At 53.6% G+C, this 17,225-nt stretch carries 8 protein-coding genes; 6 read left to right on the plus strand and 2 right to left on the minus strand.

Going from position 1 to position 17,225, the window contains the following annotated elements; genetic code table 11:
- Window positions 1-283: 283 nt before the first annotated feature.
- The 3 genes from RIB44_00645 to RIB44_00655 all read left to right on the plus strand — a co-directional run bounded on the left by RIB44_00645 (window position 284) and on the right by RIB44_00655 (window position 6,144).
- Entirely contained in the window at window positions 284-2,947 is a 2,664-nt protein-coding gene (locus tag RIB44_00645; GenBank protein ID MEQ8615081.1) for a sulfatase-like hydrolase/transferase, read from the plus strand.
- A 63-nt stretch (window positions 2,948-3,010) separates the two neighbouring features.
- Window positions 3,011-4,597 (plus strand): sulfatase, encoded by a 1,587-nt coding sequence (locus tag RIB44_00650; GenBank protein ID MEQ8615082.1) that lies wholly within the window; start codon window positions 3,011-3,013, stop codon window positions 4,595-4,597.
- Between the two features lie 50 nt (window positions 4,598-4,647).
- Window positions 4,648-6,144, plus strand: coding sequence for a sulfatase (locus RIB44_00655; protein MEQ8615083.1), 1,497 nt, complete (start codon window positions 4,648-4,650; stop codon window positions 6,142-6,144).
- A gap of 162 nt (window positions 6,145-6,306) precedes the next feature.
- Here the strand turns inward: RIB44_00655 and RIB44_00660 are convergent, their stop codons facing one another.
- On the minus strand, window positions 6,307-7,230 hold the full coding sequence (locus tag RIB44_00660) for a PEP-CTERM sorting domain-containing protein (GenBank protein ID MEQ8615084.1): 924 nt from the start codon (window positions 7,228-7,230) through the stop codon (window positions 6,307-6,309).
- Between the two features lie 365 nt (window positions 7,231-7,595).
- On the opposite strand from RIB44_00660, the gene RIB44_00665 reads away from it, so the two are divergent.
- Entirely contained in the window at window positions 7,596-11,144 is a 3,549-nt protein-coding gene (locus tag RIB44_00665; GenBank protein MEQ8615085.1) for a hypothetical protein, read from the plus strand.
- A 13-nt stretch (window positions 11,145-11,157) separates the two neighbouring features.
- Here RIB44_00665 and RIB44_00670 read toward each other — a convergent pair whose 3' ends face one another.
- Window positions 11,158-12,603, minus strand: a complete 1,446-nt coding sequence (locus RIB44_00670) for a sulfatase (protein MEQ8615086.1) — start codon at window positions 12,601-12,603, stop codon at window positions 11,158-11,160.
- Between the two features lie 216 nt (window positions 12,604-12,819).
- On the opposite strand from RIB44_00670, the gene RIB44_00675 reads away from it, so the two are divergent.
- Entirely contained in the window at window positions 12,820-13,971 is a 1,152-nt protein-coding gene (locus RIB44_00675; protein ID MEQ8615087.1) for a GntR family transcriptional regulator, read from the plus strand.
- A gap of 76 nt (window positions 13,972-14,047) precedes the next feature.
- Window positions 14,048-17,224 (plus strand): glycoside hydrolase family 38 C-terminal domain-containing protein, encoded by a 3,177-nt coding sequence (locus RIB44_00680; protein ID MEQ8615088.1) that lies wholly within the window; start codon window positions 14,048-14,050, stop codon window positions 17,222-17,224.
- Window position 17,225 lies beyond the last annotated feature (1 nt).

Genomic DNA, 17,225 nt, shown 5'->3' on the forward strand with positions numbered 1-17,225 from the left:
CCCATCTTGCTTGAACGGTTTGAGCTCGCTTTGGAAAAGTCATTGTCGAGCGAGCGCGACGTGATCAGTCATGTCAATAATCCAGAATATACCAAATATGGTCTATTCGTCAAGCATTCTCCAATTCAATTCCTGCATTTATTTGAAATCCCTTGTTTCAAGCCATTTTTTAACACTGCTCGCATTGCCTTGCTAACCAGATGTTCGCCCTCTATGATGGTCAGTGTACCAAATTTGGTACATTTTGAGGCCGTCAAATAGTTCTCCTCTGGGTGATACTCAAATGATTACCGCCGCTGTTCCGAAGCTCTTTTTTTTGTTGAGTCTCTATCTGGCGCTCGTGACCACGGCCTTTGGGGACGTCCCCATGCCGAATGTCGCTAGGCCGAATATTGTGCTGATCCTCGTTGACGACATGGGGTACGGCGATCCTGCCTGCTTCAACTCAGAATCCAAAATACCGACACCAAATATTGATACGATCGCGCAGGCAGGCATGCGATTCACCGATGCGCACGCTCCTGGCCCGCTTTGTCACATGTCACGGTATGGGCTGCTAACGGGACGCTATCCGTTCCGGACTGATGTCACCATTTGGCCGAAGAAACCGTTGGTCGCCCCCGGCCAAACGACACTCGCATCACTAGCTAAACAAGAAGGCTACGCGACAGCAATGGTTGGGAAGTGGCATTTGGGCTTTGACGAGCAGGGATACGATCGGCCACTGCGCGGCGGACCCGTCGATTGCGGGTTCGATCGCTTTTTCGGAATACGTGCGTCCACAGACATCCCGCCTTACTTTTACATTCGCGACGATCAGGCCGTTTCGCCACCCACTGAATACATCGCTGCAAGCAACAGCGAGGACTGGTCGCCTATTCAAGGGAAGTTTTGGCGGGCCGGTGGGATTGCTCCTGACTTGCAGTTAGAGGATGTATTACCTCGTTTTACTGACGAAGCAATTGCTGCCATTAAAGGGCATCAAGAGAGAAGTACCTCCGTCGATCAACCGTTGTTGCTTTATCTCGCCTACCCTGCACCTCATACGCCGTGGCTTCCGGATGAAGAGTTCTTGGGAAAGAGCGGGGCTGGAACCTACGGCGATTTCGTCGCGATGGTCGATGCTGAGATCGGTCGAGTGCTGAAAGCTCTCGACGAAGCAAACATGGCCGAAGATACGTTGCTGGTCTTCACCTCCGACAATGGGCCGGCGTGGCGAGCAAAGGATGTCGCCCGTTTCGGGCACGAGTCCGCCGGCAAGTTTCGTGGCATGAAGGGTGATGCGTGGGAGGGTGGGCATCGTATGCCAATGATTGTGCGGTGGCCGGGTCGCATTGAGCCAAACACAACTAGCGACCAACTCGTGTGCTTCACCGATTTTCTTGCGACCTTTGCTGACGTGATGGGAACGCAATTGCCTGTCCGAGCGGGTCCGGACAGCGTCAGTTTCCTTCCTGCACTGTTGGGTCGCTCTGGAGACCACAATGCTATGCGGCAGCAACTGGTGATACAGGCTGGCAGCTTGCCGTCGATGATGACGATTCGGCACGGAGCTTGGAAACTAATCACGCAACTTGGCTCGGGCGGATTCACCAAGCCAAAGTACATTTCTCCTCAGCCAGATGGTCCGAATGGTCAGCTATACAATCTTGAGGTTGATCCTGGTGAGGCCGACAATCTCTACCAAGCTCATCCAGAAAAAGTTGCCCAGCTAGCGAGCCAGTTGGAAGAAGCTGTCGACAAGGAAGCGTCTGGGACTCAGAGAGCTATCGAAGGAGACGTCGTCGACAGTAGCACACTGACAGGTAAAGTCATCTGTGGCTACCAAGGTTGGTTCAACTGCGAAGGGGACGGGGCCGATTTGGGTTGGTTTCACTGGGCTCGAGGCGAAGAGTTGACCCCGGAAACCGTAAAGGTCGATTTGTGGCCAGACGTTTCCGAGTTTGATGCCGACGAATTGTTTGCTACCGGGTTCAAACATGCTGATGGTAGTAGCGCTAAGGTTTTTAGCAGTAGAAATCAGAAGTCCGTCGCTAGACACTTTCGATGGATGCAGCAGTATGGAATCGACGGTGCTTTCCTACAAAGATTCGCTTCAGAATTGCCGCACAAACGCCGGCTGGAGAATCGCAACGTTGTTCTTGATAATGTTCGAAGGGGAGCGAAACAGGCCGGCAGAACTTACGCGGTGATGTATGATCTCTCCGGCCTGAAAGCTGGTGAAGTAAAGATTGTTCAAGAGGATTGGGCAACCCTCCGCAGGACGTTAAACCTGACAAAAGACAAAGCTTACCAACATCACGAGGGAAAACCTGTGGTGGCCGTGTGGGGTGTTGGTTTCGGCACGGAACTAAAACCCCGCGAGTATTCGCTCAAAGAGTGCCGCGAGCTGGTTGAATTTCTAAAAGCGGACGGTTGCAGTGTGATGCTAGGCGTCCCTACAGGGTGGCGTAAATTGGAACGAGACGCTAATTCCAATTCTAAACTTCACGAGGTTCTGCAACTGGCAGACATTGTGAGCCCTTGGACCGTGGGTCGCTATCGCAACCAGGAAGAGGTTGCCCGCCACGCAAAAGAATATTGGCGGATCGATAATCGTTGGTGCAAGCAGCGGGATCTGGATTACATGCCCGTTATCTTCCCTGGGTTCAGTTGGCACAACCTACATGGTGGCGATCTTGATCAAATTCCGAGGCAGAAAGGCGAATTTCTTTGGTCGCAAATCCTTGCGGTCAAGAAGGCACGCTGTGATATGCTTTACGTGGCAATGTTCGATGAAGTCGATGAAGGGACCGCGATCTTCAAATGCACGAATGATCCCCCGAGAGCTAATGGTGGTAAGCTCATCGACTATGAAGGGCTGCCGAGCGACTTCTACCTCGACTTGGTCGGCAAAGCGGGGAAGGTTTTGCGGGGCGAAATCCCACAGACGAAAGAGATCCCGTAAACTCTTGATCTCTTGAAGCCCATCGACGGCCCAAATAGGGCATCTTATCTCTTGGAGTAAAGTATGCGTAAAGGATCACTGAAACTGCTGTTCCTCTGGGTCATTCTAATCGCAACAGACGCGTCAATAGTTTTCGGGGACGCAGACGGCAGGCGTCCGAACATTGTGTTCATCTTTTCCGATGACCACGCGCCTCATGCCATCGGCGCCTACGACGGTTGGTTAAAATCCATCAATCCCACGCCTAACATCGACCGGCTGGCCTCAAGGGGGATGCTGTTCGAGAAGAGCTTCTGCACGAACTCGCTCTGTGGACCCAGCCGCGCGGTGATCCTGACCGGCAAGCACAGCCACATCAACGGTTTTACGAATAACTCGACGCGCTTCAATGGTGACCAGCAGACGTTTCCGAAGCTGCTACGAGCAGAAGGTTACCAGACGGCCATCTTCGGCAAGTGGCATCTGCAAAGCGATCCGCAAGGCTTCGATGTGTGGAAGATTCTCCCCGGGCAAGGGCTCTACTATAACCCCGACTTTTTGACGCCTGAAGGCAAGACACGCGTTGAAGGCTACTGCACGGACATCGTTACGGACATGACACTTGAGTGGCTAACGAAAGAGCGGGATAAGGACAAGCCGTTCATGGTGATGTGCCAGCACAAGGCTCCACACCGTTGCTGGATGCCACCACCAAGGTATCTCAATCTTTACGACGATATCGATATCCCTGAACCCGCTACGCTTTTCGATCAGTGGGAGGAGAACGCATCGCCGGCTCGCAAACAGGAAATGGAAATTGATCGGCACTTAGATCCTCACTATGACCTGTTCCTCAATCTCACGCCCGATTTTTCTGGAGAAGCGATTCAGAAACGGCAGGATAAATCGGCGCTTGAAAACATAAAACGGTTTTCGCCCGAGCAACTCAAAGTTTGGAGAAAGGCTTACGGTCCTAAGGACGAAGCTTTTCATGCTCAAGACCTCAAGGGCAAGGACCTTATCAGGTGGAAGTATCAGCGATACGCGAAAAACTATCTCCGCTGCATTAAGGGTGTGGATGATTGCGTCGGCAGAGTCGTGGCGACCTTAGAGAAGAACGGGTTGGCTGAAAACACGGTTGTGATCTATTCGTCTGACCAAGGTTTTTTCGTGGGTGACCACGGCTGGTATGACAAACGTTGGATGTACGAAGAATCGCTGCAGATGCCTCTCATCGTGAGCTGGCCCGGCCAGATCGAGACTGGTTCGAATTGCCAAGCGATGGTTCAGAACTTGGACTACGCCGAGACCTTTCTCGAACTCGCCGGAGCGTCCGTTCCGGACGACATGCAGGGTGCCTCGCTCGTGCCTTTGCTTAAAGGAGAGACTCTCAAGGCGTGGCGCGACAGCATTTACTATCACTACTACGAGCACCCTTCATTCCATATGGTCGCGCGGCATTACGGGATTCGCACCGAGCGATACAAGCTGATGCACTTCTACGAGGTGGGTGAGTGGGAGTTTTATGACTTGCTAGAAGACCCCGATGAACTGACCAACCAATATGGAAATACCGCTTACGCTGCAATCATCGGGCAACTGAAACTACAGTTGGCCGATCTCCGTGCCCGCTACAAGGACGAGACAGGTGTCTCTGTGGTAGGGAAGTAACACGATTCATCTCGCGTACAGAAAACTTCGACAGTACTGGTCAAATCGAAATGAAGTTTTGGATCTATTGCTGTTTGTTGCAGGTTGCGGTGGCCAGCCTCTCATACGACTGTCCTGCAGAAACGCAGCAGCCAAACGTTCTGTTCTTCGCCTTGGACGATCTCAATGACTGGGTTGGTCCCTTAGCGCACCGTCAGGCGGTCACGCCGAATATGGATCGCCTAGCGAGCAGAGGCGTTACGTTTACTAACGCCCATACCGCGGGAATCTTCTGCGCACCTTCCCGCTCGGCCATTTTCACTGGGCAGCACGCGCATAACACAGGTTGCTACACGACTCAGGTTTATTTCCACCACCGTCCTGAGATTACTCCGCTGCAGCAGGTGCTGCAGGAGGCAGGTTATGCGACCTATGGTGCTGGCAAACTCTTTCATCACCCGGCTGGTTTTATTGATCGGCGTGGCTGGGATGAGTTTTTCTTGCGAAGCGAAGATCTCAAGCAGCGGGGGTGGCCGTTGGATAGCTGGACAGTCGACAGCCCTGCCCTGCCCCAGCCTTATCCGAACAGCATCTTCAATCACGATCGGGCTCCTGCGAACGGATTCTTTCTTGAGTGGGGAAAGGTACCCAATGAAAAAGAAGAACTGATGGCGGACACCATCCGCACGAACTGGGCATGCGGACTCTTGAAGCGAAGACATGATCAGCCGGTATTCGTGGCGGTTGGACTCTACACTCCTCACTTTCCGAATTACGCTCCAGCAAAGTACTTTGATCTTTACGATCCTAAGAAGATCGAGCTGCCAGCCTACCGTGCCGACGACTTGGAAGACCTACCGCCGAAGGTGCGTAAAGCGAAAGAGGCACGAGCAGCACATCACAAACGCCTAGAAAGTCTAAATGCGGTCGACGACGCGATCCACGGATACTTGGCCTGTATCTCTTACGCTGATGCCATGCTAGGACGCTTGCTCGACTCGATCGAGTCAGGGCCGAATGCTCAGAACACGATCGTCGTTCTTTGGAGCGATCACGGTTATCACCACGGAGAGAAGTTCGACTGGGGCAAGCACACGCTGTGGGAGCGAACCTCGAACGTACCGCTTATCTGGGCTGGGCCGGGTATGAGTCGCGGGGCAACGGTTGATGCGACCGTGAGCCTTGTCGATATGTTCCCGACACTCACAGAGCTCTGTACCGCTAAGGATGAGTTGGGCCGTGATGGGGTTTCACTAGTTCCGGCATTGCAGAATCCATCTTCAGCAGATGACCGTAATGTTGTTGTGCCCGGAATGAAGCCGCACGAATACGCAGTAGTGAATCAGAGGTGGCGCTATATTCGCTATGCGGATGAAACTGAGGAGCTCTACGAGATCAGGAAGGATCCCAACGAATGGGACAATCTGGCAGCGCTATCAGAATACAAAGGCGTAATGAAAAAACTCCGAAAGGTTGGCCCTCAATCATTCGTAAGCCCTGGTCCTGATAGAGCCAAACTAAAGTTGGTCGTTGGCGGGAGTAATTTTCATTGGACCACGAAAGAGTGAGGGCTAGAGATGCATCATCCACGGCATACACCTGAAGATGCTTGCCGTCGGTGAAGAGCTTACCGAGGATCGAGACTTCTGCAGTATCCCAAGTAACCAAAAAAGGCTGATCGAAGTCGCGTGCGACCTCGATCAGCCGAAGAATCTCGTTTCACACTGCTTTTAACGACGTCGACGAGCAAGAACTCCAGATAGCCCAAGGCTCAACAAGAGCGCTGAGGTCGGCTCAGGAATCTGGCTTAAGTAAGCTGTCGTAAAGCCAGGGTTCTTGGTGAGGTCGATGATTACGTCTGACGCACCCCCATCACCGGTGATCTTGCCGGCGGCTTCATAATCGTTCAACAGTCCCACAAAGTCGCCCGGCAAAGTCAGCTCGCCAGTGCCTGTGATATCGATAACCGATCCGGCTTGAATCGAGGGCAGTCCCGCGGCACCAGAAATGTTATTCAACGCCAGTAGGCCACCGCTCATGATGTTGACGGTAGCGGTACCGCCCGAAGCAGTGGAAGCGTTACTTGTACCAAGGCCAAGAATGCCACCGGTCTGAGAAAGTGTGCCGCTGATATTTGCGATTGCGGTACCTGTTACGCCCCACCAAAGATGGCTGGCAACATTCACTTGCCCGCCTGGATTGATGTTGATGTTGCCATTTGAGTTGTCGTTGGCAGCCCACAAGATCCGCCCAACATTCACGGTCCCGCCGTCGTTGACCGTCAGCGTACCGGTTGCATTTGCATTGTTGTTGCCAGCAAGAATGTCAAGGTTTGCTGTAAGGTTTCCTCCATTCTGAACAATGAGGATACCGCTCTCATCAACGCCAATTTGAACTCGACTGACGGTTGGAACAGTTGAGGTCACCTGGACGGTGTTTCCGCCAAAGTTAATTCGGGCGTCATCACCTGCTCCCGGTAGGCTCGTTCCCACACCGACAGGATTCGGCCCCCAGCCTGGGGTAGCACCGTCCGTTATCTGAGTCCAATCTCCGCTAGCACGGTAGCGAAGTGTCGCAGCGTAAGATTGCTCAACCGTCATCGCCATTATGGCGACTAGCGCAGCAAGTGCGCAGAAAAATCTTTCTCGTCTCATTAGTTCATCTCCCTCTAGAAAACAGAAAAGTAAATCTCGAACTCAAGGGTGAATGCACATGGAGCACTCATCCTGGAAAAAGCGCATCGTAGCGAAGCGAACAACTCGATTAGCCGAGTCCAGCCGGGGGACGCACGGCACTCACGGGTGCGAGAAGGTTTTCGATCGCCGGAGTTTAGTGTACCAATATTGGTCTACTTGTCAACTTTTCCGATCGGGATTCTCGACAACCGCCTAATAGGAGTCTTAGAGCCCGATCAATCCCTCTCACTTCAGCACAAAATGCTGGGAGAAGCATACCATTTTTGGTATAGTAGGGGCTTGGATGTGCCAAAACCGGGACAGTAGAAGAAGCGCGGCAGAAGATGGGACGTACCTACAACCTTAGAGGCTTGCAAAACGGTAATGGAAGGAGGGATAGCCATCGCCGCCCCTTATTCGAGCTACTTGAAGAGCGACGCCTCTTAACGACCGTTACGTTTAATTCTCCCTCCTCAAACAGTGGCGACGGCACTTGGGTTGCCGAGCAGCGCGAGGGAACCACGGTTCATGTCGGTCCCGCTTTTCTCTACTACAACACCACGCTCAATGCGTTTCCCGGAGCTCAAGCGGGAGACACTTTCTATCTGAAGGTCAACTATTACGACGAAGGCTCGGGACGACTTCGTGTTGAGTATGACAGCCTCACGGATAACTTTGACGATACTGAGTTCCACTCGCGTTCAAGCGTTGTGGACACCCAGCAATTCGTAAGCACGTATCACGTATTGGAGAACGTGCAGTTTGCTAACGGCAGTAATGGTCGTGACTTTCGCGTGAACACTGGTGGCGTACCTGTCTCAACAGTTGAGCTTTCTGACCAACCTTTTCCTGAAAGCGGTCTCGACTGGGTCTTCTCGCCACCTTGGGAGTCACCCTATCAGGGCCCAAGCCGAGAGGTCGATGCCTCGACTCTTAGTGGCAAGGTGCTGGCCGGCTATCAGGGGTGGTTTAACACACCCAACGATGCGGCTGATGAAGGATACGTCCACTGGGGGCAGCCTGGGAATTGGTCGATTGAGCAATGGCCCGATGCGAATGATTACGACGCGAACGAAGTCTTTGCCGTGCCGGGCGTGACGACTGCCAGCGGCGAACAAGCCTATCTTTTTTCTTCAGCGAATGCGTCGGTAGTGAATCGACACTTCCGTTGGATGCGTGAGCACGACATTGACGGAGTTTTCGTGCAGCGATTCTCCGAGTCGTTCATGTTTAATCAGCCCGATGGCTCGTATCAAGGGGAGCCCCAGTGGCCGGTCGTTAACGCTCGCGACGCAGCCCATCGTGAGGGACGCACGTGGGCCATCGAGTACGACATTCAGAATGGCGGAACGGAAGCTCAGCGGTGGCAGAAAATCCAACAAGTCAAGGACGACTGGGAGTTTCTGACCGACACCAACGGTTTGGACATGCTGAACGACTCGCATTATCAGCGAGAAGACGGCAAGCCGGTCGTGGCGATTTTTGGGTTGCATGTCACCAGTGGCAACACTTACACGACCGCGCAGCAGACAGACCTTATCAACTATTTCCAGTCACGTGGCGTCTACGTGATCGGTGCCGGGCGACATACTCAGACTCCTGGACAAGTGGCGAATGCTGGACTGCACGACGCTTATATTCCTTGGCAGGGATATTGGGCGGGTGGAGACTCTTTCGCTCCTAACGAAGCAATCTTAGACGGCGTCACCGATCACATACCACATATCTTCCCCGGCTTCTCTTGGACCCATTTGCAGAATGACGACACGGCAACTTCGATTGACCGTGAGGATGGCGAGTTCTATTGGCGGATGATCAGCGATGCTGCTAATGAAACCGACGCGCCGTGGTACTTCATCGGGATGTTCGACGAATACGACGAAGGCACGAATCTCATCCCCGGGACCGACGATCCGCCAGTGCCCGACACGGACCCGCAGGGCGATCCGCTCACCTATCAAGTAAGCGACCCGAGGCCGAACGACTGGTGGATGGCGCTTACTGGAAGAGCAAAGCAAGCACTTCAGGGCAAGATTTCTATCAACGATACGATGCCAACCGAAGCGGAACTTGAGAATCGTTCAAATACTGGCGGCGAGGTCGTTTGGGAGGGCTCTGGCGGTGATCGGCTTTCAACCGTCGACAACCCTGATGGCCAGATCCAGAGTATGTCGTTCACGGTCGACGGTGAAACCTTCGATGCGATTTTCTCTGCGGACGATTACCTGTACTTCGCTTTAGACGACGATTTTCTCCTGGACGAAACCGACGGTCGTGATGTGACGATTGAAGTGGAGTATCTCGATAATTCCGTTGGTCAGTTTGGTGTCGGGTACGATTCCGCATCGAGTGCGTTCACAACAAGCTCCGTGGCGTCACTGACGGGCAGCAATCAATGGCGTAGACACCGTTTCCAACTTTCTGATGCTCGTTTCGACAATAATCAGGCGGGTGGAGCCGATTTTCGCATCGAAAAGGCGGGTGGAAATCTGTTCATCCGCCGAGTGCGTATTATCAAGGAAAGTATGCTGACCGTCGACGCGGATCTTGGGACGACGAACACCATCAATGGCCTAAGGCAAGTCGATCAGTCTGGCGATGGGCAGACAGCGGCAACGACCGTCGATGGTCGTAGCGTTCGTGTAGTGACTGGGGCACCGACCTCTCTCTATATGTACATGCGAGTCGACGACGACTTCGCTCATGAAGTTCAAGCAGGCTTGAACGCGATTGTCGAAGTCATCTACCGCGACGTTGGCGCTGGCAGCCTGAATATTCAGTACGATTCGACGACGTCGGCTTTCCAGCCTGCCACGCCGGTGACTCTCACCAATAACGGACAGTGGCGGACGGCACGCTTTTATTTGGACGACGCCTTCTTCGGTAACCGCCAGAATGCCGCGGCAGATTTTCGTATCGTGGGCAGTAACATCCCTATCGACCGCGTGCGTGTCTTGCACTCCTTCGCCGATCTTATCGATCCGGAATTGCAAGCAGCCATAGCTACGTCTAATCCGGCGCAGAATACGGCCACCGTGCAGTGGTCGCTAGCTGACGATTGGAAAACCGGTGCGATGGACGAGTGGACAGTGCGTGAAGATATGCAAGCGTTGCTCGAGTGGTCGAACAATGGCGGTACCTCATGGAACGCTCTGGATCACGTCTATCAACACGCCAGCGGAACTTCGCAGACAGGCTATGACATGGCGACGGGGCGTAGCACCTGGTCCGACGAATTTGCTTGGGATACCTCAAGCTTGGCGTCGGGGACGTATCAAGTGCGCGTGACACCCACTGATGGACAAGGCAATCTTGGTGCGAGCATGGTGACTGCCGCGCTCGAAGTAAATCTGCCTCCCGACTTGCCGGGCGACTACAACTATGACGATGGCGTGGATACTGGTGATCTCACCGTTTGGACCGACAACTACGGGACGAGCGTACCGGTGGGGACTGGCCCGGACGGTTCGATGAATGGTTTGATTGACGGCGGCGATTTCCTCACTTGGCAACGAAACTTCGGGGCATCGGCTGCAGTTTCATCTGGGGTTCAGACTTTGAGCACAATTACGACAGGCACGGCTGTAGTAGCAAGTGAGATAGAGGCAACCAAGCCATCGGAACCACAACCAACCTCGCGACTCGCAGTTCTCGACGCTAGCTTCTCGCAACAAGCACTCAACCGAGAAAGTAAAGAAGTTGAGACAGTTGAAGAAGAGTCAGAAGCGTTTGTCGAGAAACTTACTCGTTTCACCACGAACCATTCGGAGCTTCCTAGCTCAAACGAAGCGGCACCGGAAAATGCGGTTTTCGACGAAGTTTACTCTGAAGAGGAAGAGTCCATCAATGCATTCTTCACACAAGGCGATCCTTTGAAGATTGCATGGGGCTAATAGACAAACAGGTCTAGTTCAAGGCGGGGAAGCCCTGTTTCAATAACTTGTCCATCCGCTCGCGCACCTCCGCGAAGTCAGGGTCGTCAGCTAGGTTGTAGTAGCCCGCGTGATCTTTGGAATGATCATAGAGTTCGTACCCACCTTGTCCTTTCTTACCCCATTGCGTGAAGCGGTAGGAACCTTGGCAAACGCTGTAGCCCATGCCTACTTCACCGCGTGTGACTTGCGTATAAGCTGACTGGTCCCATGTCTTGGCAGGTTCTTCCAGGACGGGACGTAAGCTCTTGCCCGAGAGCTTATGCGGATTTTCTAGCCCGCAGTAGTCGATAAGCGTCGGGTAAAGGTCGAGAAATTCAACGACAGAATCAGTCGGCTGCCCCATCCCTTTTTCTCCCGGCACCCAGATCATCATCGGCCCGCGGGCACCGAGTTCGAAGACGGTTACTTTGTTCCACCAGCCGTGCTCACCCAAATGGTAACCGTGGTCACCCATCAGGACGACGATCGTGCTGTCCCAAAGCTCCAGTCGATCGAGGGTCTCAAACAATTTTCCCACCTGGGCATCGGCAAAAGTGGTGCAGGCACGATAGGCACGCTTGATCTCACGGCAATCTTGATCGTTGAACTTGGAAAAGTCGTAGCTATGGATTGGCAGCGCATGTCTTAGTAACGGAGTTCGATCAGCAGGATTCTTAGCCAGCTTGACCTGATCCAAAGGATAAGGCTCGAAGTATTCCTTTGGTGCGTGAAACGGATCGTGGGGCTTGTGAAATCCGACGCTGATGAAGAAAGGGTTATCACGGTTTTCTTCAAGAACTCGTACCGCCTCGCTGGCCAGCATGCCATCGGGCTGCGCCTCGTCGCCCCCTTCCGCGGCCAGCCACGAACACCAAGGGATGCTCTCACCGCCTACCTTGCGACCTTTTCCTTCGTGCCCGATGGCTGGGCTCTTCCCGAGCGCACGGTAAAAGTGATCGAAAGAAGCCATGTCACGAAACAGTGTTTTCTTGCCTGTGTCATCGAGTCCTACGTGAAAGAGCTTTCCTAGTCCGGCGGTGTAATAACCGTTGTTGCGGAAGAGTTGCGGAAGCGTAACCAAGTCGGGCCACTTCTGCCGCAGCGAAATTTCATTATTCAAGATTCCGAGCTCATCAGGGCGTTTGCCTGTGAGAAAAGAAGCGCGGCTCGGATTGCAAACCGGGTACTGACAATAGGCGTGGTTGAATTTCACGCCTTTCTTCGCCAGGCGGTCCATGTGGGGCGTAACCATCGATGCTTTGCCGTAGCATTTAACTTCGGGACGCAGGTCGTCGACCACGATGAACAAGACGTTGAGTTTAGGGGCCGCCGTAGCCATGCCTGTAAGCACTGCGCTGACCAATAAGACGCTCAAACCAGTCGATGAATTGCGAAATGCTGATTGAAGAAGGCGGCTGGTTGCGACTTTGGACTTCATTCTCGCGACCTCATGTTCGTGCGTGAGATATCCGAGCGGCAGCAGGGAAGAGAGTTTTGGGAGACGAATCTGATGATGGACAAAATATACCAAATTTGGTACACATTGCAAAATCGTTGGGGTAATTAGCCACAAAACCAGTGAAATTCGTGCGGGATGTTTCAAAAAAGGCTCGTCGAGACTATCATGTTCTGTATACCAACTTTGGACTACCCGATGGTCTACGTCACCTCCGAGATGTCTCACTTCGAGTCAGCGCATCTTGAAGAATTGGCGATAACCCACACTCCTGCAATGAAGCACCTCCGCATTGCCAATCTGCTCGAACGCAGAATCCAGAAAGGGGATTATGCCCTGAATGGGATTCCTGCCGAACGCGATTTGGCCGACGACATTGGAGTCAGTCGAGTTACCCTTCGCAAAGCACTCGACGACTTGGAGCAAAAGGGCCTTCTCGAAAGGGCTGCGAATCGTCGACTTGTGCTTAGTCCGAATGCGCGCGCGAAAGTTGGTGGGATGCAGATTGCATTCGTCTCGCCGAGCATCGCCCCGAAGTCATTCTCACCTGACTTGCAACTTTGGCTAGCGGCTATGGAAAGTGTGGCACGTAAACGAGGGGATCGCGTGCGTGTGATTAACTACCACCACTGGGACGATCCGGCGATTACCGAATCGATACGGGCCTTCGATGGTGTTTTTCTCGTCACCAGTTCTGAGCCAATCCCTGCGTGGACGGCTGAGTTGCTTACCGAAGCGAATGGAGTGGTTGCACTATCTGAGGATTTGACGCACTTCGATATGCCGTCGATTGTCCTGTTCCCGCCGCGATTAACTGATTCCATGATTGAGCGTTTGCAAAATCTCGGTCATCGACAGATCGATTGCATCAATGTTCAAGGCCACAACACAATTACGCAAGCAAGAATCGACGAGTGGACCAAATGGAGCGAGGGTGAATCAGTTGGCGGACGGCTCTTTGATGAGCCGTGTGACGTCGATCGAAACATCTTCGACGTTGGTGTCGAGGTCGCGCGTAAATGGATTCGCGAGAAGGATAAGCAAACCACGGCTGTCTTCTGCATCACTTTACCGGCAGCGATGGGCGTAGTCCGAGCCGCTAGCGAAGCCGGCATCTCGATCGGCGATGAGCTATCCGTCTGCACGATTGACTGCGAAGGCATTGGAAAGTTTATCAATCCGCCGATCGCGTCTTTCGAACGTCCTGAAGCCGTGGACTACATGAATACCTGTGCTGATTGGTTTGCTGGCGGAGGTGAAGTAGATAACTGGGATGGGCCGCTCTTGATCGAACCGCAGGAACTCAAAATCTTCGATGGCGGTTCAATCGGGTCACCGACAACGAAATAAACGCCACTTCTGGAATCACCTAACGTCTTTTTGCTGACGCCTTCAGCACGAACAACTCCTTTTCTAATTCACGACCATGCACCAACAGCAGGACAAGCCGAGAGTTGAGCGCGCACCTGATGCTCCTCAGCGAAGCCATCCTGCTGGCTCGCCTCCCTTCGTTGGTGAAAGTACTTACATTGAAGGTCGCGTAAAGGTTCTAAAAGATCGGCTCGCCCAAGCAATCTACCCTCGGCGATCACCGGTCAAATCAATCGAGTTTGCCGGACCTGTTGAACGCATTTCCTTTGATGAAGCGAAAGACCTTAATTTTCGTCCGACAGAAATCGGCGTATCACTTGGGCCGACCTTCGCGACTTACTGGTTTCGACTCAAAATTCAGATCCCGGAAGATTGGCAGGGCGAGCGGATCGATTTCGCTTGGAGCAGCAACAGCGAAGCAGAACTCTGGATCGAGGGGCAAGCGGTTCACGGTTTCAATCCGGGTCGCGAAACGTCACAACTTATCAAAGTGGCCGAAGGTAATGAGGAACTGACTCTCTTCGTCGAGGTGGCTTGCAATCATTTGCTCGGTGCCGACGGAGTGCCCGGCCTTCCCTGGCCGACTCCCTCGCCACGCTCTTCTCACTGGCTCGAAACTTGCGAGATTCGCTGTTTTGATCGAGCGGCATGGGATCTCTATCACGACATTCGAGTGCTCTACGAACTTCTCGTTGACCGCCTGCCGGCACAGGAGTCGCGTGCCATCAATCCGGGTCAGAAAGCGTTGTCTCGACCGGCGCTCGACACTGCTTGGGCAGGCCAACTTCTCTATGATTTGAATGCCGTCTGCAATTCGTTGGACCCAGACAATCGCCAAACGTGGGCGGCAGCTCGTGAACAACTTTCCCAATTGCTTTCTGTCGGCAACGGCTCAGTTTGCCACGAGCTCAGCGCAATCGGACACGCCCACATCGATACCGCTTGGCTGTGGCCCTTGGCGGAAACGTATCGCAAGACCGTACGAACTTTCAGTTCCGCTGTCCGCAATATGGATGACTATCCTGAGTTTCTGTTCGCATGCTCACAAGCCTATCAGTACGAGTGCATCCAGCAGCGAAACCCCGATCTCTTCCGCCGGATTCAAGAAAAGGCTGACGCCGGTCAATGGATTCCCGTGGGAGGGACCTTTATCGAGCCCGACTGTAATCTGCCTTCTGGTGAGTCACTCTGTCGGCAGTTCCTTTTTGGGCAGCGCTACTTCGAGAAACACTTTGGGCGTCGCTGTACCGAATTCTGGAATCCCGATGTCTTTGGATACGCAGGGCAACTTCCGCAGATCATGCGTCTGGCAGGTATCGATAAGTTCCTGACGCAGAAGCTCTCTTGGAACCGCTTCACATCGCCCCAGCATCACACATTCTACTGGGAAAGCCCCGACGGCAGTCGAGTCCTTACGCACTTCCCACCCGCCGACACTTACAACGGCACTTGCGAGGTCGAGGAACTCCGCTATCACGCGGCAAACTACAAGAATGCTGACCGTGGCCGCGATGCTTATTACCTTTTCGGGCATGGCGATGGTGGTGGGGGGCCGACGACCGAGATGCTGGAGACGTTGCGCCGCACGAAAAACTTGCTAGGTGTCCCGAAGTGCGAGCATCGTACGCCGGAAGACTTCTTCCAGCGACTTGAGAAAAATACACGGTCGATTCCCAGCATCGTCGGCGAACTATATTTCGAGCTGCACCGTGGCACTTACACCAGCCAGGCGATGATGAAGCGCGGTTTGCGAAAAAGCGAGCGGCTATTGCATGACATTGAGTTGGTCGGTGTCTTGGCTCGCCACCAGTCGCAAGCGAGTTACCCCAAGGAGCGGGTTGATCAGCTTTGGAAGAAGCTGCTGCTGAACCAATTTCACGACATCCTGCCGGGTTCTTCGATCGCTGAAGTTCACGAACAGGCCCGCGGCGACTTTGCTTCGATTTTGGAGTTCGGACAAGCCATCCGCGAAGAATTGCTTGATCAACTTTCGCACGGAGAGTTGGAAAGCGGAGAACCAGAAGGCAGTACCTTGCTGCCGCTGAATACCACCAGCTTCCCGCGACGTGAAGTCGTCGAGACGGCTGATCGAGGGTTGCATTTGGTAGACGCACCGTCTGTTGGTTTTGGTGAATTCTTGCCGCGCAACGAGCCACGTATGCCGGTAACCATCGAGCTTCGTGATGGCGTGCTGCATTTGCAAAATGAGTCACTCTCGGCAAAGCTTTCCGAGAGTGGAGAGCTGTTAGAACTGAAGGAAACCGAATCGGGTCGGCAAGTTCTCAGTGGACCTGGCAATAAATTCGTTCTCTACGACGATCATCCCAGCCTCTGGGACGCCTGGGATGTTGAACCTTCGATTCTTGAAACAGGTCATGACTGCCAACCTGCCTCGCGGTGTCACATCCAAACTCCCGGACCCCTACGGGCGGAAGTCGTTTTTGAGCGAGCCATCGGCACGAGTAGCTCATTAAAACAGACCGTCCGTTTGGACGCTGATTCACGACGGTTGGAGTTTCACTGCGAGGTCGATTGGCAAGAAAAGCACAAGCTGCTCAAAGTGCATTTCCCAACCACGGTTCGCGCTAGTAACGCCACTTTCGAGATGCCCTTCGGTTTTGCTGAACGACCCACACACTGCAATACTTCTGCCGACGCAGCCCAGTTCGAAGTCCCGGGGCATCGTTGGGCAGATCTTTCAGAGCCAGGCTACGGAGTTGCCTTGCTTACTGATTGCAAGTACGGCTATAGCGTGAGTCGCGGTGATCTTGCTCTGAGCTTGCTGCGTGCTCCGACTTATCCTGACGAGCAATGCGATGTCGGTAAGCACCAATTTGCCTATGCTGTCGTGCCGCACCAAGGTGATTGGCGGTCTGGCGACGTCGTTCGCGAAGCGACCAGCTTCAACCAGCCATTGCTGTGGGCAAAGCGACCGGAAATTGAGGCTGGCCGCTCGCTATTTACCGTCGAAGGCGGTCTCGTGCTCGATACCGTCAAGCCTGCCGAAGACGGCGAAGGAGTGGTTGTCAGGCTTTACGATCCCTACGGCTCAAGCGGGCGAGCGGTCCTGAAAACACGCTTGCCATTCTCTTCCGCGTGCAAGTCCAACATCCTTGAGGACAATCTCGGGCACGTTGATCTTTTCGAGGAGATGTCCAGTGAAGGCGAACCTTGGCGTTGCCTCTCGCTCGACTACCGACCCGCGGAAGTCGTTTGCCTGCACCTTATCTAAC

The organism is Lacipirellulaceae bacterium (genome assembly GCA_040218535.1).
Lineage (GTDB): Bacteria > Planctomycetota > Planctomycetia > Pirellulales > Lacipirellulaceae > Adhaeretor.